This window comes from Lacisediminihabitans sp. (assembly GCF_043726815.1).
GTDB lineage: Bacteria > Actinomycetota > Actinomycetes > Actinomycetales > Microbacteriaceae > Lacisediminihabitans.
Genome location: NZ_JAYSJZ010000002.1, coordinates 34,430 through 53,265 on the forward strand (window position 1 = coordinate 34,430; position 18,836 = coordinate 53,265).

Here is an 18,836-nt window from a genome sequence, read left to right on the forward strand (position 1 = left end):
GTCGACAATGTCGCCTAGGGACGCGACGGCGTTACCGCCGCCGGCTACACGATGCCGGAGGTGCCGAGCAGTGAACCGATGAGGTAGGTCGCGGCGAGGGCGATGGCCCCGCCGATCACCACTCGCAGGGTCGCCCGCAGCACGGGGCTTCCGCCGATCAGGGCGCTCGTGGTGCCGGTTGCGGCCAGGGCCACCAGCACGGCGATGAATGTCACCGGCACCCGCAGGTTGGCGGGCGGAAGCAGGATGGAGAGCATCGGCAGGACGGCTCCGATCGTGAAGGCCAGCGCCGAGGCGCCGGCGGCCTGCCACGGGCTCACGACATCCGCCTCGTCGATGTTGAGTTCGGCGTCGAGGTGCGCCGCGAGCGCGTCGTGCTCGGTGAGCTCGAGCGCGACTGCGCGCGCGGTCTCGGCCGAGAGGCCCTTGGACTGGTACAGGCCGGTGAGTTCCGCCAACTCCTCCTCGGGCTGCTCGGCGAGTTCGCGCCGCTCCTTCGCGATGAGCGCCCGCTGGCTGTCCCGTTGGCTGCTCACGGAGACGTACTCGCCGAGGGCCATCGAGATGGCGCCACCCACGAGACCGGCGGCGCCGGCGGTGAGGATGGGGGCCACCGTGGGCGTGGCGCCGGCCACACCCACGACGATGGCCGCCACTGACACGATTCCGTCGTTGGCACCGAGCACTCCGGCCCGCAGCCAGTTGAGCTTGCTCGCGACGCCGGCGCCGTGGGGCTCATTCGAGTGCTGGGCGGGAGCGTCTTCCTTGTTCGTCGACATAGGACTATCTAACCGCGCACGGGGTCCGGAGATTCCGGTCGTTGCTCGAGCAGGCGTTTGAGGGTCGCGAGGTCGGCGGCGACGGCCGCGGCATCCGATTCGAACTCCTCGTCGGTCATCCCGGGTCGGCGGTTGACGGTGAAGACGACCTCGCTGTGGTTCCGGTAGCCGATGACGCGCAGGGGGTTCAACACCCTCTCGCCGGTCGGCAGGGTGACGACATGATCGAGGATGCCGAAGTCGTTGCTCGGCAGAAACTCCACGACCACGCTTCCAGCGGAGGTCTTGGCGGTCCAGCGGCCGTCGACAAGCTCGATGGAACTCCCGAGGCCGGCGGCCCACAGCGGCAGGTTGGCCGGGTCGGCGGCGAAGGCATACACCTCGTCGTCCGGCCGGTCGATGGCGACGCTGACGTTTCGAGACTCCATACGGCCACTGTAGGCAGGGTCGCCGCGCGAAGTGAAGGGATCCGAGGATCAGTCGGGGGAGAAGCGGTACCCCATGCCCGGCTCGGTGAGCAGGTAGCGGGGGCGCGACGGTTCCGGCTCGAGCTTCTTGCGCAACTGGGCCAGGTAGAGGCGAAGGTAGCCGTCCTCGTTCTCGTAGGCCGGTCCCCAGACCGTCGTGAGCAGGAAGTTCTTGGTGATCAGCCGGCGCGGGTTGCGCACGAGCACCTCGAGGATGTGCCACTCGGTGGGGGTCAGCTTCACGGGAGTCGATACCCCGGACTCGTCGCGGTCGACGGTGTGGGCGGCGAGGTCCACGGTGATGTTGCCGAAGCGGGTCACCGGCTCCTCGGGTTCGGCGAGGGCACGACGGCCGAGGGCCCGGATGCGCGCGAGCAGCTCGTCGATGGCGAACGGCTTGGTGACGTAGTCGTCGGCCCCCGCGTCGAGGGCGTCGACCTTGTCGGCGGAGTCCGAACGCCCGCTCACCACGAGAATCGGGGCGTCGGTCCAGCCCCGCAGACCCTCGATCACCCGGATGCCGCTGAAACCGGGCAGGCCGAGATCGAGCACGACGATGTCGGGCTTCACTCTCGCCGCGACATCCAGCGCCTCCGGCCCCGACCGGGCCAGCGACACGTCGTAGCCGCGCGCGGCGAGGTTGATTCGCAGGGCCTTCAGGATCTGGGCATCGTCATCCACCACGAGAACGCGCATCATGAGTGTCCCTTTCCCGTGGGCAGCGAGATCACCATCGTAAGGCCACCGCCCGGCGTGTCCTCGGCCTCGAGACTTCCGCCCATCGCCTCCATGAAGCCGTTGGAGAGCGCGAGCCCGAGGCCGACCCCGGTGGTGTTGTCGGTGTCCCCGAGCCGCTGGAACGGCTGGAACGCCTCCGCGAGCCGCTCCTTCGGAATGCCGGGTCCCCTGTCGATCACCCGCAGTTCGACCCGCTCGCCGAAACTGCTCGCCGTGATGATGAGGGGCGCGTCCTCGGGGGAGTAGCGCAGGGCATTCGCGATGAGGTTCACGAGCACGCGCTGCACGAGCACCGGGTCGCAGGTGGCCTCGGGCAGATCGGGAGCCACATCCACCCGCACGCGGCCGAGCGGCACCCTGAGCTCGTCGAGGGCCAGAGGCACGATCTCGTCGAGCCCGACCGTGGCGAGTGAGATCGGCAGCACCCCCGCCTGCAACCGGCTCGCATCCAGCAGGTCGTTCACGAGGTCGGCGAGGCGGTGCAGCGACTCCTCGGCGGTCGCGAGCAGTTCGTCGCGGTCCCGGTCGCTCCAGTCCACATCCGTGCTGCGCAGGCTCGACACGGCGGCCGTCGCGGACGAGAGCGGCGTGCGCAGGTCGTGGCCGACGGCCGCGAGGAGGGCCGTGCGCAGCCGATCGGCCTCCTCCAGGGGACGGATGCCCCGAGCGGCGGTCCGCAGCTCGTTCTGCACCAGCGCCGCCTCGATCTGGGACACGAAGGCGTCGAGGATGCGCCGGTCGGAGGCCTGAAGGTCCCGCCCGCGCAGCACGACGCTGCCCTGGTCGCTGAGGGGCACCACTGTCTGCGTGTCGTCGTCGCCACCCGCCACCGCCCCGGCCTCGTAGATCTCGGCGTCGTTGTAATACACCGTGACGCTGTTCATGCCGAACACCTCGCGAAGCCGGTTGGCCAGGGCCTCCACCGCATTCTCGCCCCGGATGATGCTGCCGGCCACGGTCGCCAGGGTCTCGGCCTCGGCGGCCGATCGCTTGGCGGCACGGCTGCGGCTCGCCGCCTGGTCCACGACGAGGCTGACGAGCACGGCGATGATGAGGAAGATCAGCAGCGCGAGCAGGTGGAGCGGGTTGGCGATGGTGACCCGATAGAGCGGTTCGACGAAGAAGTAGTCCAGGGCGAGGCCGGCGAACACGGCGGCGGTCACCGCCGGCCAGATTCCGCCGACGAGGGCGACGACCACGATGAGCAGCTGGAAGGCGAGCACCTCGCTCACAAGCGACTCGTTGCTGCGGAAGGAGCTGAGCAGCAGGGTGAGCAAGGGCAGGCCGAGCACCGCGAGCACGAACCCGCCGAGTCGCCTCCGCACGGTGAGCGCCCCGCGGGACCGCGGCAGCTGCAGGGTGCCGGCCGACGCGTGCGAGACGATGTGCACGTCGATATCGCCGGAGGCCCGGATCACCGTGGCCCCGATGCCCTGGCCGGTGAGGAACGCCGTGAGCCGGGACCGGCGGCTCACCCCGATCACCAGCTGGGTCGCATTCACGCCGCGGGCGAACTCCACGAGAGCGGTCGGCGTGCTGTCTCCGACAACCTGGTGGTAGCTGCCGCCGAGGCTCTCCACGAGGGTGCGCTGGGAGAGCAGCGCGGCCGGGTTCGACTCGGCAAGGCCGTCAGAGCTGGCCACGTGAACGGCCAGCAGCTGCCCGCCGCTCGACCGTGCAGCGATCCGCGCCCCGCGGCGGATCAGGGTCTCGCCCTCCGCGCCGCCGGGCAGCGCCACGACGACCCGCTCACGGGCCTCCCACTTGCCGCGGATCCCGTGCTCGTTGCGGTATTCCTGAAGCGCGACATCCACCTCGTCGGCGAGCCAGAGCAGCGCGAGCTCGCGCAGGGCGGTGAGGTTGCCGAGCCGGAAGTAGTTGGACAGCGCGGCGTCGATGGTGCCCGCCGGGTAGATCTGGCCGCCGGAGAGCCGCGTGCGCAGGGCCTCCGGCGCGAGGTCCACCACCTCGATCTGATCGGCGGAGCGCAGCACGGAGTCCGGAATCGTCTCCCGCTGGGTCACGCCGGTGATCGACTGCACGACGTCGTTGAGGCTCTCGATGTGCTGGATGTTGACGGTCGAGATCACATTGATGCCGGCCTCGAGAAGCTCCTGCACGTCTTGCCAGCGCTTGTCGTTCTTCGACCCCGGTGCGTTCGTGTGGGCGAGTTCGTCGACGAGGGCCCAGTCCGGCTGGCGGGCGATGAGGGTTGCGAGGTCGAGTTCGCCGAGTTCGACCCCGCGATGCGCGACGCGAAGCCGGGGAATCAGCTCGAGCCCCTCCGCCATGCGGGCGGTCTCCGCCCGGCCGTGGGTCTCGACCAGTCCCACGACCACGTCCAGGCCCTTCTCCCGCAGGCGGCGCCCCTCCTCGAGCATGCTGAAGGTCTTGCCGACACCCGGGGCGGCACCGAGGTAGACCTGCAGGATTCCTCGTGTCATCGCGGCGCCATCAGTCAGTGGGTCGTGTCGAGGGCCGCGAGCGCGATGTTGAGTTCGAGCACGTTGACGGTCGGTTCGCCGATGAAGCCGAGCGAGCGAGCGGTGACGAATCGTTCGACCAGCTGGGCGACCGTCGCGGTCGGCAGGCTTCGGGCCGCGGCGACGCGTGCCACCTGCTCGCGGGCGTAGTCCGGGCTGATCTGCGGGTCGAGGCCCGAGGCCGAGGCGGTGAGGGCGTCTGCCGGGATGGAAGCCGGGTCAACTCCGTCGCTCTTCGCAATGGCCGCCTTCCGATCCTTGATCGCCGAGATCAGTGTCTCACTCTCGGTGCCCTGATTGCTGCCGCCGGACGCGCCGGCGTCGTAGCCGGTGCCCGCGGCCGACGCCCGGGACTGGAACCACTGGGGGAGCGCCTTCCCCTTCTTGTCGGTGAAGCTCTGGCCGATCAGGCTCGAGCCGACGGTCTTGCCGCCGACGGTGATCTGGGATCCGTTGGCCTGCGCCGGGGCGAGAAGGCCGACGGCGCCGATCAGCGCCGGATAGCCGATGCCGAGCACGATCGTGAAGACGACCATGGCCTTGAGGGCGACCCAGTATTGCCGGGTGGTGCCGCGTGCTGAACTCATGAGGGGGAGATCCGTTTCTTGGGTCGAGGGGTCTTAGAAGCCGGGGATGAGGGCGATGACGAGGTCGATCGCCTTGATGCCGATGAACGGCGCGATGAGGCCGCCGACGCCGTAGATCCAGAGGTTGCGGCCGAGGATGCTCGACACGCTGCCCGGGCGGTAGGTGACACCGCGGAGCGACAACGGGATGAGGGCGATGATGATGAGCGCGTTGAACACCACCGCCGACAGGATCGCCGAGGCCGGCGAGTGCAGGCCCATGAAGTTGAGCGCGGCGAGTCCCGGGTAGCTGGCCACGAACATGGCCGGGATGATGGCGAAGTACTTCGCCACATCGTTCGCGATCGAGAAGGTCGTGAGCGAACCGCGGGTGATGAGCAGTTGCTTGCCGATGCCGACGATGTCGATGAGCTTGGTGGGGTCCGAGTCGAGGTCGACCATGTTGCCGGCCTCCTTCGCCGCCGAGGTCCCCGTGTTCATCGCCACGCCGACATCCGCCTGGGCGAGCGCGGGGGCGTCGTTCGTGCCGTCCCCGGTCATGGCCACCAGGTTGCCGCCCTGCTGTTCCTTGCGGATGAGGTCCATCTTGTCTTCCGGGGTCGCCTCGGCGAGGTAGTCGTCGACACCGGCCTCCTCGGCGATCGCCTTCGCGGTGAGCGGGTTGTCGCCGGTGATCATCACGGTGCGGATGCCCATCCGGCGCAGATCGGCGAAGCGTTCGGCGAGGCCGGTCTTCACGACGTCCTTGAGGTAGACCACGCCGAGCACCGACGCGACCCCACTCGCGTCGCGGCGGGCGACGACCAACGGGGTGCCGCCGACCTGCGAGATGCGGGTGACGATGCCGTCCAGCTCGGCGCGCTGGGCGTCGGTGAGGGTCGAGGTTTCCGCGACCCAGGCGCTCACCATGGAGCCGGCGCCCTTGCGCACCGAGCTGCCGTCGACGTAGTCGACGCCGCTCATGCGGGTCTGGGCGGTGAAGGGCACGACGGTGCCATCGACGGTGGTCGGGAAACCGAAGCCCTGCTCGGTGGCGAGGGTGAGGATCGACTTGCCCTCCGGGGTCGGGTCGCTCAGCGAGGATGCGGCGGCGACGGTCGCGAGTGTCTCGGCATCCACCCCGCTGAGCGCCGCGAACTCGGCGGCCTGGCGGTTGCCATAGGTGATCGTGCCGGTCTTGTCGAGCAGGAGGGTCGTGACGTCCCCGGCGGCCTCCACGGCGCGACCGGACATCGCGAGCACGTTGTGCTGCACGAGGCGGTCCATGCCGGCGATGCCGATGGCGGACAGCAGAGCGCCGATCGTGGTCGGGATGAGGCACACGAGCAGGGCGACGAGCACGGGAACGCTCTGCTCGGCGTTCGAGTAGGCGGCGATCGGGTTGATGATCAGCACGACCACCACGAAGATGATCGTGAGGCTGGCGAGCAGGATGTTGAGCGCGATCTCGTTGGGCGTCTTCTGGCGGGACGCCCCCTCGACGAGCTTGATCATGCGGTCGACGAAGGTCTCGCCGGGCTTGCTGGTGATCCGCACGACGATGCGGTCGGAGAGCACTCGCGTGCCGCCGGTGACGGCGCTGCGGTCGCCACCCGACTCGCGAACCACCGGGGCGGATTCCCCGGTGATCGCCGACTCGTCGACCGACGCGATGCCCCAGATGATGTCGCCGTCGCCCGGGATCAGCTCGCCCGCCGTCACGACGACGGTGTCGCCGAGGGTGAGGTCCGCCGAGGCGATCTGCTGCAGCTCCGAGTGCTCGGCGCCCGCATCCGCCGCCGCATCGTACGACGCGACCCGGTTGGCGAGGGTGCTCGTGCGGCTCTCGCGCAGGCTCTTCGCCTGCGCCTTGCCGCGACCCTCGGCCACGGCCTCGGCCATGTTGGCGAAGAGCACGGTGAGCCACAGCCAGACGGCGATGGACCAGATGAACGCGAGAGAGGTGGGCGAGGCCGCCGTCCGGGCCGCCGAGCCGAGGAACGGCTGGGCGATGGCGAGGGCGGTGGTAAGCGCGGCTCCCACCTCCACGACGAACATCACGGGGTTGCGCCACATGACTCGCGGGTCCAGCTTGCGGAACGCATCGGGCAGGCTCGCGATGAGCTGCCGGACGCCGAACGCCGACGACGGCTTGCGGGTGCGGGGTGCGCTCGCCGGTGGGGTGATCAGAGTGGTCGACATGGTGTTACTTGAGTCCTTCTGCGATGGGGCCTAGCGCCAGAACGGGGAGGTAGGTGAGGGCGGACACGATCACGATCGTGCCGATCAGCAGGCCGATGAACTGCGGCCGGTGGGTGGGCAGGGTGCCGGCGGTGGTCGGCACCTTCTCCTGGGCGGCGAACGAGCCGGCGAGGGCGAGCACGAAGACGATCGGCAGGAACCGGCCGAGCAGCATCGCCACGCCGAGCGCGGTGTTCAGCCAGGGCGTGCTCGCGGTGAGCCCGGCGAAGGCAGACCCGTTGTTGTTGGCGGCCGAGGTGAACGCGTAGAGCACCTCCGAGTAGCCGTGCAGGCCCGTGTTGGCCATCGAAGTCTTCACGACGGAGTCGCGCACTGCCGGGATGGCGAGGCTGAGCGCGGTGCCGGCCAGCACGAGCGTGGGCGTGATCAGGATGTAGATGCTCGCGAGCTTCACCTCCCGCGCGCCGATCTTCTTGCCGAGGTACTCCGGGGTGCGGCCCACCATCAGTCCGGCGACGAAGACCGCGACGATCGCCATGATCAGGATGCCGTAGAGGCCCGATCCGACACCGCCGGGGGCTACCTCGCCCAGCATCATGTTGACCATGACCAGACCGCCGCCGAGGGAGGTGAAGCTGTCGTGCATCGAGTTGACCGCTCCAGTGGAGGTGAGCGTCGTCGAGGCGCCGAAGATCGCCGAACCGACGATGCCGAAGCGGGTCTCCTTGCCCTCCATCGCCCCGCCCGCGAGCTGGCTCGCGGTTCCGTTCCCCACGCTCTCGAGCAGCGTGAGCAGCCCGGCCGAGACGATCCAGATGAGGCCCATGGCGGAGAGGATCGCGTAGCCCTGGCGGTGATCGTCGACCATGCGCCCAAATGTTCTCGCGAGCGAGAACGGGATCGCCAGCAGCAGGAAGATCTCGAACAGGTTGGTCCAGCCGTTCGGGTTCTCGAACGGGTGGGCGGAGTTGGCATTGAAGAACCCGCCGCCGTTCGTGCCGAGCTCCTTGATCGCCTCCTGCGAGGCGACCGGTCCGCCCGGGATCGTCTGGGTCGCCCCGGTGAGGCCGGTGACGTGTTGGAAGCCGTTGACGTTCTGGATCACGCCGGAGAGCAGCAGCACGACGGCCGCGACGACGGCGAGCGGAAGCAGGATCCGCACGACGCCGCGCGTGAGGTCCACCCAGAAGTTGCCGATCGTGCTCGAGCGGCGGGCGGCGAGGCCCCTGATCAGGGCGATGGCCACGGCGATTCCCACGGCGGCCGAGACGAAGTTCTGCACGGCGAGCCCGACGAGCTGCACGGTGTATCCCATCGTCAGCTCCGGGGAGTACGACTGCCAGTTCGTGTTGGTGACGAAGGAGATGGCGGTGTTCCAGGCGGTGGACTGTTCGACCGGGGGGAGGCCGAGGGAGTACGGCAGGATCTGCTGGATCCGCTGCACGAGGTAGAGGGCGAGCACTCCGATCGCGGAGAACGCCAGCACACTGCGGAGGTACACCGGCCAGGTCTGGGCAGATCCGGGATTCACCCCGATCAGGCGGTAGAAGCCGCGCTCGACCCGCAGGTTCTTCTGGGTCGTGTAGACGACGGCCATGTAGTCGCCGAGCGGACGATAGACGAGCCCGAGCAGCAGGATGAGCGTGCCGAGTTGCAGCACGAAGAGCAGGGTCGTGTTCATCAGAAGCGCTCCGGTTTCACGAGAGCGAACACGAGGTAGACCAGGGCGGCGACGGCAAGCACCACGCTGAGGATCGTGAAGAAGATCATAGCTTCTCGACCCCCCAGGCGACAAGGGCGACGAGGGCGAAGAGCCCCACTGCGCCAACGACGTACACGAGATCGAGCATCGGATCCTCCGCGGGAGAGACGAGCTGCGGCCGAACGGCGCGCAGCGACATTTCTGTCACGAGGGACGAGTCCACACCATGGTGGAACGCGGTCTGCGGGGCCTAACGACTCCCTAACACGGAAACACCGGACCCTAACGAGTCCGCGGGGACTACTTGCCGGCGGCCAGGGCGGCCGCGCCGAGAATGCCCGCGTTGTTGCGCAGGGTCGCCGGCACGATCGGCGTGTTCAGGTGCAGCAGGGAGAGGAAGTTCTTGTACTCCTTGGACACCCCGCCGCCGAGGATGAACAGGTCGGGGTGGAAGTAGGCCTCCAGCGCCGTGTAGTACTGCTGCAGCCGCGCCGCCCAGTCGACCCAGCTGAGGTTCTCCCGTTCCTTCGCCGAGTACGACGCCCGCGTCTCATAGTCGACGCCGTCGAGCTGGATGTGGCCGAGTTCGGCGTTCGGGATGAGCACTCCCTTGTAAATGAGGGCGGTGCCGATTCCGGTGCCGAGGGTGGTCATGATGATGAGGCCGTCCGACTTCGCCGCGGCACCATAGAGCGTCTCGGCGTAGCCGGCGGCATCCGCGTCATTGACGAAGTGGATGTTGCGTCCGAGCCCCTTCTCGAACAGCTTCTCCGCCTCGAGGCCGATCCAGCTCTTCGACACGTTGGCGGCCGAGAGGGTCTTGCCCTTCACGACCACCGCGGGGAAGCAGACGCCGATCGGATCCTTCTTGTTTGCGACATCCAGCCTCTTGACGATCTCCAGCACCGTGGCCAGGATGTCCTCCGGCTCGCCGCCCTGCGGGGTTGGGAGCTTGATGCGATCGGTGAGCAGCTTGCCGGTCGAGACGTCGACGATCGCCCCCTTGATGCCGGTGCCGCCGATGTCGATGCCTACCGCTTTGTTGGCCATGTTTGACAATCTTCCTGTGGGGATCGGATCTGGTCGGATCAGGGGAGAGTGAGCACTTCCGCGCCACGCTCGGTGACCACGAGGGTGTGCTCGAACTGTGCGGTGATGCTGCGGTCTTTCGTGACGACGGTCCAGCCATCGTCCCACTGTTCCCACTCGATGCCGCCGAGGGTGAGCATCGGCTCGATGGTGAAGACCATGCCGGCCTCCATCACCGTGGAGTAGGCGGGAGCCGAGTCGTAGTGCGGGATGATCAGGCCGGAGTGGAACGCCTCGCCGACGCCGTGACCCGTGAAGTCGCGCACGACGCCGTAGCCGAAGCGCTTGGCGTATGACTCGATCGCGCGGCCGATCACGTTGACCTCGCGGCCGGGGGCGACGGCCTTGATCCCGCGCGCCAGGGCCTCGCGGGTGCGGTCGACGAGGTCGGTGACCGCCGGGGAGGCGCTCCCCACGATGAACGTCTGGTTGCTGTCGCCGTGCATGCCGTGCATGCCGTTCTTGAAGGCCGTGATGTCGATGTTCACGATGTCTCCATCCTCGAGCACCGTGTCATCCGGTATCCCGTGGCAGATCACCTCGTTCACGGAACTGCAGATCGACTTGGGAAAGCCGCGGTAGCCGAGCGTCGAGGGATACGCACCGTTCGCCACCATGAAGTCGTGGCCGATCGCGTCGAGTTCGTCGGTCGTGATGCCCGGCCGCACGCTCGCCCCGACGAGGGCGATAGCGTCGGCGGCGATCCGGCCGGATTCGCGGATGCGGGCCAAGGCCTCCGGCGGATACACGTCCGAGCCAGTGAAGGGGGCGGGGGCCGCCTTGCCCACATACTCCGGGCGGGCGATGGTCGTGGGTACCGAACGCGCGGGGGAGATGCGCCCCGGCACGAGGTGACCGCTCGAATCCTTGGGCATAGGATCGATTTTAGTTGGGATAAGGAGCGCTCATGACCGAGTGGTACTACAACATCAAAACCGGCGAGGTTGAAGAGGGCAGGCAGTCGCTCGCGTCGGAGCTCGATGGGCCGTTCAAGACGCGTGAGGATGCCGCTCGAGCGCCGGAGATCATCGCCGAGCGCGCGCGCAAGTGGGCAGAGGAAGACGCCGCCAACGACCGCTAGCTGTACTGCCCAGGGACTACCGGCGCCAGTGCTGCTCCCTTCCTGCTCCCTTCCGCTCCCGCTCCCGTTCCGCTTTGGCTTTGGCTTTGGCTTTGGCTTTGGCTTCCGAAATCCATGCATTTCTTGCCGACACGCCGCGTCGGAGAGAGGGTGAGCGGCGTGTCGCCGCCGATTGCATGGATTTCGGAAGCGGGCAGGAGCGGAAGCGGGGGAAGCGGGAGCGGATGCGGCGGCGGCGCGGGGAGGCAGGGTCGCCTGCCCGGCGGGCCGGTGCTCAGTCCTCGTATTCGTGCTCCGGGGCCGGGTAGGCGCCGGACTCGACGTCGCCGCGGTACTCCTTCACGGCATCCGTCAGCACGCCCTTGAGGTTGGCGTACTGCCGCACGAACTTGGGGATGCGACCCGTGGTGAGCCCGGCCCAGTCGGTCCAGACGAGGAGTTGTCCGTCGACGTGGGGGCCGGCGCCGACCCCGATGGTGGGGATGCGCAGCTCCTTGGTGACCTGCGCGGCGACCCCTGACGGCACCATTTCGAGAACGACCGCGAATGCGCCGGCATCCTCCACGGCGTGCGCGTCGGCGAGAAGCTGTTCCGCCCCCTCGCCGCGGCCCTGGATGAGGTGGCCGCCCAGTCCGTGCTCGCTCTGCGGCGTGAAACCGATGTGCGCCATCACGGGGATGCCCGCCGAGACGATGCGGCGGATCTGTTCGGCGCTGCGCTGGCCGCCCTCGAGCTTCACCGCGTGGGCGTGCGTCTCCTTCATGAACCGGAAGGCCGTGTGCAGTGCCTCGTCCGGGCTGGTCTCGTACGATCCGAACGGCATGTCCGCGACGACGAAGGCGCGGGAGACCGCGCCCGCGACGGCCCGGGTGAGCGGGATGAGCTCGTCGACGGTCACCGGAAGTGTCGTGTCGTGGCCGAAGACGTTGTTGCCGGCCGAGTCGCCCACGAGCAGGAAGTCGATGCCTGCCGCATCGAAGATCGCCGCGGTCAGCTGGTCGTAACTCGTGAGGCCGGTGATCTTCACCCCGGTCTCCTTGGCGTTCTGGAAGTGCCTGGTGCGCACGCGCTTGAGGTTCGCTTGCGTCGCTGCTGCGCTGGGGTCGGTCATGGGAGCCACCTTAGTCGTGGGGATCGTGCGGTCGGGGCATCAGGGTGTGCTCGGCCGGTAGGTGATGGGCAGTCGGCGGTCGCGGCCGAAGGCCATGCCGCTGATCTTCGGGCCGATCGCGCCCTGTCGCCTCTTCCACTCCGAGCGGTCGACGAGCGTCGTCACGATGTCGACGGTGTCCTCATCGAAGCCGAGGGCGATCACATCTTCCCGGCCGAGGGCACGGGTGATGCACGCGTCGAGGATGCCGTCCAGCATCTCGTACGGCGGCAGGGAGTCCTGGTCGGTCTGGTCGGGGCGCAGTTCGGCACTCGGTGGCTTGCTGATCGAACTCTGCGGGATGGGCGGAACCTCGCCTCTCGCGACGGCCACGGCGTTGCGCCAGCGGGCGAGCTCCCAGACGAGGAGCTTCGGCACGTCCTTGATCGGCGCGAAGCCGCCCGCCGAGTCACCGTAGATCGTGGAATAGCCCACCGAGAGTTCGGTCTTGTTTCCGGTGGTGAGCACGAGGTGGCCGTCGAGGTTGGAGAGGCCCATGAGGATGATTGCCCGGATGCGGGCCTGCACGTTCTCCGCCGCGGTGCCGGTGAGCCTCAGCTGGGTTTCGATCGGCAGCACAAGGTCGGCGATCGGCTCGACGGAATAGTTCAGGCCGATGTTGTCTGCGAGGTCGTCGGCGTCGGAGCGCGAGTGATCCGAGCTGTAGCGGCTCGGCATGCTCACGCCCCAGACGCGGTGGGCCCCGATCGCGTCGGCGGCGATGGCGGCGCAGACCGCCGAGTCGATTCCGCCGGACAGGCCGAGGATCACCGAGGGGAACCGGTTCTTCAGGACATAGTCGCGCAGCCCGAGCACGAGGGCGTTCCAGAGCTGTGCGCGGTCGTCGGGCGGCACGGCGATGTCCGCGGCCGGAGCCGGGCCGGCGACGGGCGCCGCCTCGAGCTCTACCCGGCGCACGTTGTCTGGCAGGGCGACCGCGGTCGCCTCCGCGATCTCGACGTCGACCACGAGCAGGTGCTCGGCGAACTGGGGCGCCCGGGCGAGGATGCCGCCCGTGCCGTCGACGACGACGCTGTCGCCGTCGAACACGAGGTCGTCCTGGCCCCCGACGATGTTGACGTACGCGACGGTGGTGTCGGTCTCGAGCGCGCGCCGGGTGACGAGCGGCAGCCGCTCGTCGTCCTTGTCGCGCTCGAACGGTGACGCGTTGATCACGAGCAGTAGCCCGGCGTCCGCCTCGAGCACCCTGGCGAGCGGCCCGCCGTCCCGCCAGAGGTCCTCGCAGATGATGACTGCGACATCCGCCCCCTTGATCCGCAGCACGAGAAGCTCGTCGCCCGGGATGAAGTTGCGGTACTCGTCGAACACCGAATAGTTGGGCAGGTGGTGCTTGGCGTAGCGGGCCTTGACATGCCCGTGCTGCAGCACGCTCGCCCGGTTTTGGGCGATGGCGGTCGGCGCATTGCTCGTGCCGATCGGGCGCGGCTCGAACGGGCCGTCCGGATGCCCGACGACAACGATGAGGTCGCCGAGCCCCGCATCCTGCAGTCGCTTGGCCAGGTGGTCGACAGCCTCGTGCGCCGCCAGCAGGAAGCTGGGCCGCGAGGCGAGGTCTTCGATCGGATAGCCGCTGAGCGCCATCTCACCGACGGCGAGCAGGTCCGCGCCCTGCCGGGAGGCGCGCCGGGCCGCCTCGAAAATCTGCTGCGAGTTTGCCGCCAGGTCGCCGACCATGGGGTTGGTTTGGCCGAGCGCCAAGCGGAGTCGGGGCATAGCCACTAGCCTAATAGCCGGGGATGACGCCCCAGAGTCGGCAGGGTAGAGGAGCAAATGGACAAGCAGCGTGACTTCGTTCTTCGCACGATCGAGGAACGCGGAGTCAAGTTCATCCGCCTCTGGTTCACGGATGTCGTCGGCACCCTCAAGTCCGTCGCGATCGCCCCCGCCGAGGTGGAGGGCGCGTTCGCCGAGGGCCTCGGATTCGACGGCTCGGCCATCGAGGGCCTCACGCGCTCCTATGAGGCAGACGTGCTGGCCCATCCAGACCCCGCGACCTTCCAGATCCTGCCCTGGCGCGGAGAGATCGACCCGACGGCCAGGATGTTCTGCGACATCACGACCCCCGACGGCCAGCCGGCGGTGGCCGACCCGCGCAACGTGCTCAAGCGCACCCTCGCGACGGCGGCCGATCGCGGCTTCACCTTCTACACGCACCCCGAGGTGGAGTTCTACCTGCTCAAGAGCTCCAAATTCGGCACGGACGGGCCCGAGCCGGTCGACCAGGCCGGCTACTTCGACAACGTGCCAGGCGGCACCGCCCACGACTTCCGCCGGCGCTCCGTGCGCATGCTCGAGGACCTGGGCATCTCGGTGGAGTTTAGCCACCACGAGGCCGGCCCCGGCCAGAACGAGATCGACCTGCGCTACGCGGATGCGCTCACCACGGCGGACAACATCATGACCTTCCGCACGGTGATCAAGGAGGTGGCGATCGAGCAGGGGGTCTACGCGACCTTCATGCCGAAGCCGCTGTCCGGCGAGCCCGGGTCGGGGATGCACACCCACATGTCGCTGTTCGAGGGTGACTCCAACGCCTTCTTCGACGCCGGCGGGCAGTACCAGCTCTCCAAGATCGGCCGCCAGTTCATCGCCGGTCTTCTCAAGCACGCCCCGGAGATCACCGCAGTCACCAACCAGTTCGTCAACTCGTACAAGCGGCTTTGGGGTGGGGCATCGCAGAACAAGCTCGGCGAGGCGCCGAGTTTCGTCACCTGGGGCCACAACAACCGCTCCGCCCTCGTGCGGGTGCCGCTCTACAAGCCGAACAAGGGGCAGAGCGCTCGGGTCGAGTACCGGGCGATCGACTCGGCCGCCAACCCGTACCTCGCGTTCTCGCTGCTCCTGGCGGCCGGACTCAAGGGAATCGAGGAGGGCTACGAGCTCCCCCCGGAGGCCGAGGACAACGTCTGGGAACTGTCGGATGCGGAGCGCAGGGCGCTCGGCTACAACCAGCTGCCGGCGAGCCTCGACCACGCGGTGTCGCTGATGGAGGATTCCGAGCTCGTCGCCGAGACACTCGGCGAGCAGGTCTTCAACTTCGTGCTGCTCAACAAGCGCCAGGAGTGGCGCGAGTACCGCGCCCAGGTGACGCCGTACGAGCTGAAGAGCAACCTGGAGATGCTGTAACCCGGCGAAGGACAGTTCGATGGCGCGCGAACTCACCACCCTGACCGATCTCGCGAGGCTCGGATTCGCCGAGCTGGACGAGGCGGCCTCGCAGTTGGCCGAGCTGGGGCAGACTCACCAGACCGCCGGTCTCGTGGCTTTCTTCGCCGACGCCGCGAACCCTGACCAGGCCCTGAGCGCGCTCATGGAGCTGATGCGGCAGTCGCCGACCGAGGTCGGCGCCCTGCTCGCCAGGGAGGACAGCGCGCACCGCCTGGTGCGTGTTCTCGGGGCGTCATCGGGGCTCGCGGAATTCTTCCGCCGGCATCCGAACGAGCTCACTGCCCTCGCGGAGCCGCTCGAGCGGCCGCCGACGGTGGACGAGTACCGCGCGGAGCTCCTCGAGGCCGTGGCGGGTCTGGACGCGGAGCCCGAGGAGGCCGCCTGGAACGCGCTCCGGGCCCGCTATCGCCGCCATCTGAGCACGCTCACCGCCTACGACCTCGCCCAGGCCGACCCGCTCGGAGCCCTCGACACGGTGGCGGCCGCCCTCGCGGACCTGGCCGCTGCCGCGCTCGACGCGTCCCTCGTGGTCGCGAGGGGCCACTCGACCTTCCCCGCCGACCAGGTGGCGGCCACTCGCCTGGCCATCATCGGCATGGGCAAGGCGGGAGCGCGCGAACTCAACTACGTGAGCGACGTCGACGTGATCTTCGTCGTCGAGGGCGACGGAGTCTCGGATGACCGCGCCGTGGAGATCGGCACCCGGATCGCCATGGGGACCATGCGCGGCATCCACGACTTCGCCAGGGAGCCGAGACTCTGGGAGGTGGACGCCAACCTGCGGCCGGAGGGCAAGGACGGCGCCCTCGTGCGCAGCCTCGAGTCGCACGTCGCGTACTACGACCGGTGGGCGAAGAGCTGGGAGTTCCAGGCCCTGCTCAAGGCGAGGCCCCTGGCCGGCGACCTCGAGCTCGGAGAGCGCTACGTGGAGCGGGTCGCCCCGAAGGTGTGGACCAGCGCGTCCCGCGAGAACTTCGTGGAGGGCGTGCAGCGGATGCGCGAGCGCGTCACCGAGAACATCCCGAGTGACGAGCTCGACTTCCAGCTCAAGCTCGGACCGGGCGGGCTCCGCGATGTGGAGTTCACCATCCAGCTCCTCCAGCTGGTGCACGGCCAGACGGACGATCGGGTGCGCCAGCGGGCCACCCTTCCCGCGCTGGCCGCCCTCGCCGAACAGGGCTACATCGGCCGGGTGGAGTCTGCCGAGTTCGCCAGGGACTACCGATTCCTCCGACTGCTCGAGCACCGCCTTCAACTCGCGCAGCTGAGGCGCACCCATCTCATGCCGAGCGACCGGGAGTCGCTGCGCATCCTCGCCAGGGCCACCGGGCGGGCGACGAGCGCCGCCGAACTCACCGAGCAGTGGACGCGGGTCAAGCACGCGGTTCGCAGCCTGCACGAGCGGCTGTTCTACCGGCCGCTCCTCTCGGCCGTCGCGGGGCTCCGGGAGGGCGACTTCGCCCTCACCAGCCAGCAGGCAACCGACCGACTCGCGGCGATCGGATTCACCGACCCGAAGGGGGCGCTCGCCCACATCGCCGCCCTCACCGGGGGGGTCTCGCGGCGCGCCTCGATCCAGCGACACCTGCTCCCGGTCATGCTCCAGTGGTTCGCGGACGGCGCGGACCCCGACTACGGCCTTCTCGCCTTCCGCCGTCTGAGCGACGACCTGGGGGAGTCGTACTGGTTCCTGCGGATGCTGCGGGATTCGTCCGGCGCCGCAAAGCGCCTGACGAACGTGCTGTCGAGTTCGCGCTTCGTCGGGGTGCTGCTCGAGCGCATCCCCGAGGCCGCCGCGTGGTTCGACCACGAGGAGGAGCTGCGGCCGCGCACCGCGGCCGCCCTGATCGAGGAGACCGTGGCGACCCTCGCGCGTCACGATGATCTCGCCTCCGCGGCCCTCGCCTTGCGCACCGCACGACGACGCGAGGTGCTGCGCCTCGCTATCGGAGCCATCCTCGGCCACGTGCGCGTCGAGCAGCTCGGGCGCGCCCTCGCTGACGTCACCACCGCCCTGCTCACCGGCGTCCTCTCCGCGATTCGCGCCCCGCACGACGGCATCGAGTTCGCCATCATCGCGATGGGCCGCTATGGCGGACAGGAGCTCGGTTTCGGCTCTGATGCGGACGTGATGTACGTTTACCGAGCGACGACGGCGACCGACGCCGAGGCACAGGCGACCGCCGAGGCGATCGTGGCGGATCTGGCGAGGCAGACCGAAGACCTGCGGCTTCCCCTCGACCTCGACCTCGATCTTCGGCCGGAGGGAAAAAACGGTGCGGTCGTGCGTTCGCTCGCGAGCTACCGCGCATACTACGAGCGGTGGTCCCTCACTTGGGAGGCGCAGGCCCTGTTGAGGGCGAGGGCCGCCGTGGGCGATGTCGCCCTGATGGACGACTTCGAGGCCCTCGCCGACGAGGTGCGATTTCCGACGAGCATTGCGGACAAGGACGTGCGCGAGGTCAAGCGCATCAAGGCGAGAGTCGAGTCCGAGCGACTGCCGCAGGCGGCAGACCCCGCTCGCCACCTCAAGCTCGGCCGGGGATCATTGAGCGACGTCGAATGGTTCGTGCAGCTGATCCAGCTCCAGCATGGCGCGCGCATCCCCGGGCTCCGCACCACCTCCACCCTCGACGCCCTCGACGTCGCACGCCACAACGGCTTCCTCACCGACGCCGAGGCGGAGAAGCTTCGGGAGGCCTGGGTGCTCGCGTCCAGGGTTCGCTCCGCGATGACGCTTTGGACGGCGCGCACGGCAGACGTCCTCCCCACCGATCGCAGGCAACTCGACGGTGTCGCACGCCTGCTCGAGTATCCACCGGGTTCGGCGTCGGCGCTCGAGGAGGACTACCTCCGGGTGACCCGGCTGGCACGGGCGGTCTTCGAACGGCGCTTCTACGGTCTGGAGACGCGCCAGGAGCCCACCACCGGCTAGCCGGGTCCCGGGTGACGACGCGACGCCTACGTGAGGGCGCCCGCCTTGAGGGAGTCGAACTCGGCCTGCGTGATGGTGCCGGCGTCGAGCAGCGCCTTGGCCTTGGCGATCTCGTCTGCCGGGCTCTGGCCGGCTACCGACTTGATGTAGGACTCCGTGGCGTCCTGGGCCCTCGCTGCGCTCCTGGCCTGGCGTTCCGCCATCCCGCCCCCCCGGAAGATGAGGTAGGCGAGCACCGTGAGGAACGGCACGAAGATCAGGAAGATCAGCCACAGCGCCTTGTAGCCGCCGCTGAGGGTGTGGTCGCGAAACAGGTCGCCAACGACGGAGAAGATGGCGAAGAGGTACGCGATGAAGGCGAACGTCCAGAAGAAGATCCAGATGACGTTCCACAGATTATTCCAAAATTCCATGATGACCCTTCCTTCGGTAGTTACTGCAGTTGCGTGCCAGCG

General features: G+C 68.6%; 17 protein-coding genes. 3 read left to right on the forward strand and 14 right to left on the reverse strand.

The genetic code is table 11. From position 1 onward, the window contains the following. Nucleotides 1-44: 44 nt before the first annotated feature. The 11 genes from ACHZD8_RS00520 to map form a co-directional block, all read right to left on the reverse strand. Entirely contained in the window at nt 45-779 is a 735-nt protein-coding gene (locus ACHZD8_RS00520) for a VIT family protein (protein ID WP_394768127.1), read from the reverse strand. 8 nt (nt 780-787) lie between these two features. Further along, nucleotides 788-1,207: an SRPBCC family protein gene (locus ACHZD8_RS00525; RefSeq protein ID WP_394768128.1), complete on the reverse strand. Its 420-nt coding sequence runs from the start codon at nt 1,205-1,207 to the stop codon at nt 788-790. Between the two features lie 48 nt (nt 1,208-1,255). Then, nucleotides 1,256-1,942, reverse strand: coding sequence for a response regulator (locus ACHZD8_RS00530; protein WP_394768159.1), 687 nt, complete (start codon nt 1,940-1,942; stop codon nt 1,256-1,258). Then, entirely contained in the window at nt 1,942-4,428 is a 2,487-nt protein-coding gene (locus ACHZD8_RS00535; protein WP_394768129.1) for an ATP-binding protein, read from the reverse strand. The genes ACHZD8_RS00530 and ACHZD8_RS00535 overlap by 1 nt, the downstream gene beginning before the upstream one ends. Before the next feature lie 14 nt (nt 4,429-4,442). Continuing rightward, nucleotides 4,443-5,054: a potassium-transporting ATPase subunit KdpC gene (kdpC, locus tag ACHZD8_RS00540; RefSeq protein ID WP_394768130.1), complete on the reverse strand. Its 612-nt coding sequence runs from the start codon at nt 5,052-5,054 to the stop codon at nt 4,443-4,445. Nucleotides 5,055-5,087: 33 nt separating this feature from the next. Next, on the reverse strand, nt 5,088-7,235 hold the full coding sequence (gene kdpB, locus ACHZD8_RS00545) for a potassium-transporting ATPase subunit KdpB (protein WP_394768131.1): 2,148 nt from the start codon (nt 7,233-7,235) through the stop codon (nt 5,088-5,090). A 4-nt stretch (nt 7,236-7,239) separates the two neighbouring features. Further along, nucleotides 7,240-8,916 (reverse strand): potassium-transporting ATPase subunit KdpA, encoded by a 1,677-nt coding sequence (gene kdpA / locus ACHZD8_RS00550; protein WP_394768132.1) that lies wholly within the window; start codon nt 8,914-8,916, stop codon nt 7,240-7,242. Beyond that, nucleotides 8,916-9,005 carry a K(+)-transporting ATPase subunit F gene (gene kdpF / locus ACHZD8_RS00555; protein ID WP_331901198.1) on the reverse strand — a complete coding sequence of 30 codons (90 nt, stop codon included), beginning with the start codon at nt 9,003-9,005 and terminating at the stop codon, nt 8,916-8,918. Before kdpF ends, kdpA begins: the two co-directional genes overlap by 1 nt. Further along, a complete protein-coding gene (locus ACHZD8_RS00560) occupies nt 9,002-9,145 on the reverse strand; it encodes a hypothetical protein (RefSeq protein WP_394768134.1) in 144 nt (47 codons plus the stop codon). The genes kdpF and ACHZD8_RS00560 overlap by 4 nt, the downstream gene beginning before the upstream one ends. A gap of 92 nt (nt 9,146-9,237) precedes the next feature. Next, nucleotides 9,238-9,996: a polyphosphate--glucose phosphotransferase gene (gene ppgK / locus ACHZD8_RS00565; RefSeq protein WP_394768135.1), complete on the reverse strand. Its 759-nt coding sequence runs from the start codon at nt 9,994-9,996 to the stop codon at nt 9,238-9,240. 29 nt (nt 9,997-10,025) lie between these two features. Beyond that, complete coding sequence (gene map / locus ACHZD8_RS00570) at nt 10,026-10,901, reverse strand: type I methionyl aminopeptidase (protein WP_394768136.1); 876 nt, start codon at nt 10,899-10,901, stop codon at nt 10,026-10,028. A 32-nt stretch (nt 10,902-10,933) separates the two neighbouring features. On the opposite strand from map, the gene ACHZD8_RS00575 reads away from it, so the two are divergent. Then, on the forward strand, nt 10,934-11,107 hold the full coding sequence (locus ACHZD8_RS00575) for a methionine aminopeptidase (protein ID WP_394768137.1): 174 nt from the start codon (nt 10,934-10,936) through the stop codon (nt 11,105-11,107). Between the two features lie 274 nt (nt 11,108-11,381). Here ACHZD8_RS00575 and panB read toward each other — a convergent pair whose 3' ends face one another. Both panB and ACHZD8_RS00585 read right to left on the reverse strand, forming a co-directional pair. Further along, nucleotides 11,382-12,218 carry a 3-methyl-2-oxobutanoate hydroxymethyltransferase gene (gene panB, locus ACHZD8_RS00580; RefSeq protein WP_394768138.1) on the reverse strand — a complete coding sequence of 279 codons (837 nt, stop codon included), beginning with the start codon at nt 12,216-12,218 and terminating at the stop codon, nt 11,382-11,384. A gap of 39 nt (nt 12,219-12,257) precedes the next feature. Then, nucleotides 12,258-13,991 (reverse strand): NAD+ synthase, encoded by a 1,734-nt coding sequence (locus ACHZD8_RS00585; protein WP_394768139.1) that lies wholly within the window; start codon nt 13,989-13,991, stop codon nt 12,258-12,260. Between the two features lie 57 nt (nt 13,992-14,048). On the opposite strand from ACHZD8_RS00585, the gene ACHZD8_RS00590 reads away from it, so the two are divergent. Together ACHZD8_RS00590 and ACHZD8_RS00595 are read left to right on the forward strand one after the other, a co-directional pair. Next, complete coding sequence (locus ACHZD8_RS00590) at nt 14,049-15,404, forward strand: glutamine synthetase family protein (RefSeq protein WP_394768140.1); 1,356 nt, start codon at nt 14,049-14,051, stop codon at nt 15,402-15,404. 19 nt (nt 15,405-15,423) lie between these two features. Continuing rightward, nucleotides 15,424-18,381, forward strand: coding sequence for a bifunctional [glutamine synthetase] adenylyltransferase/[glutamine synthetase]-adenylyl-L-tyrosine phosphorylase (locus ACHZD8_RS00595; protein WP_394768141.1), 2,958 nt, complete (start codon nt 15,424-15,426; stop codon nt 18,379-18,381). A gap of 26 nt (nt 18,382-18,407) precedes the next feature. Here the strand turns inward: ACHZD8_RS00595 and ACHZD8_RS00600 are convergent, their stop codons facing one another. Continuing rightward, nucleotides 18,408-18,794, reverse strand: a complete 387-nt coding sequence (locus ACHZD8_RS00600; protein WP_394768142.1) for a PLDc N-terminal domain-containing protein — start codon at nt 18,792-18,794, stop codon at nt 18,408-18,410. Nucleotides 18,795-18,836 lie beyond the last annotated feature (42 nt).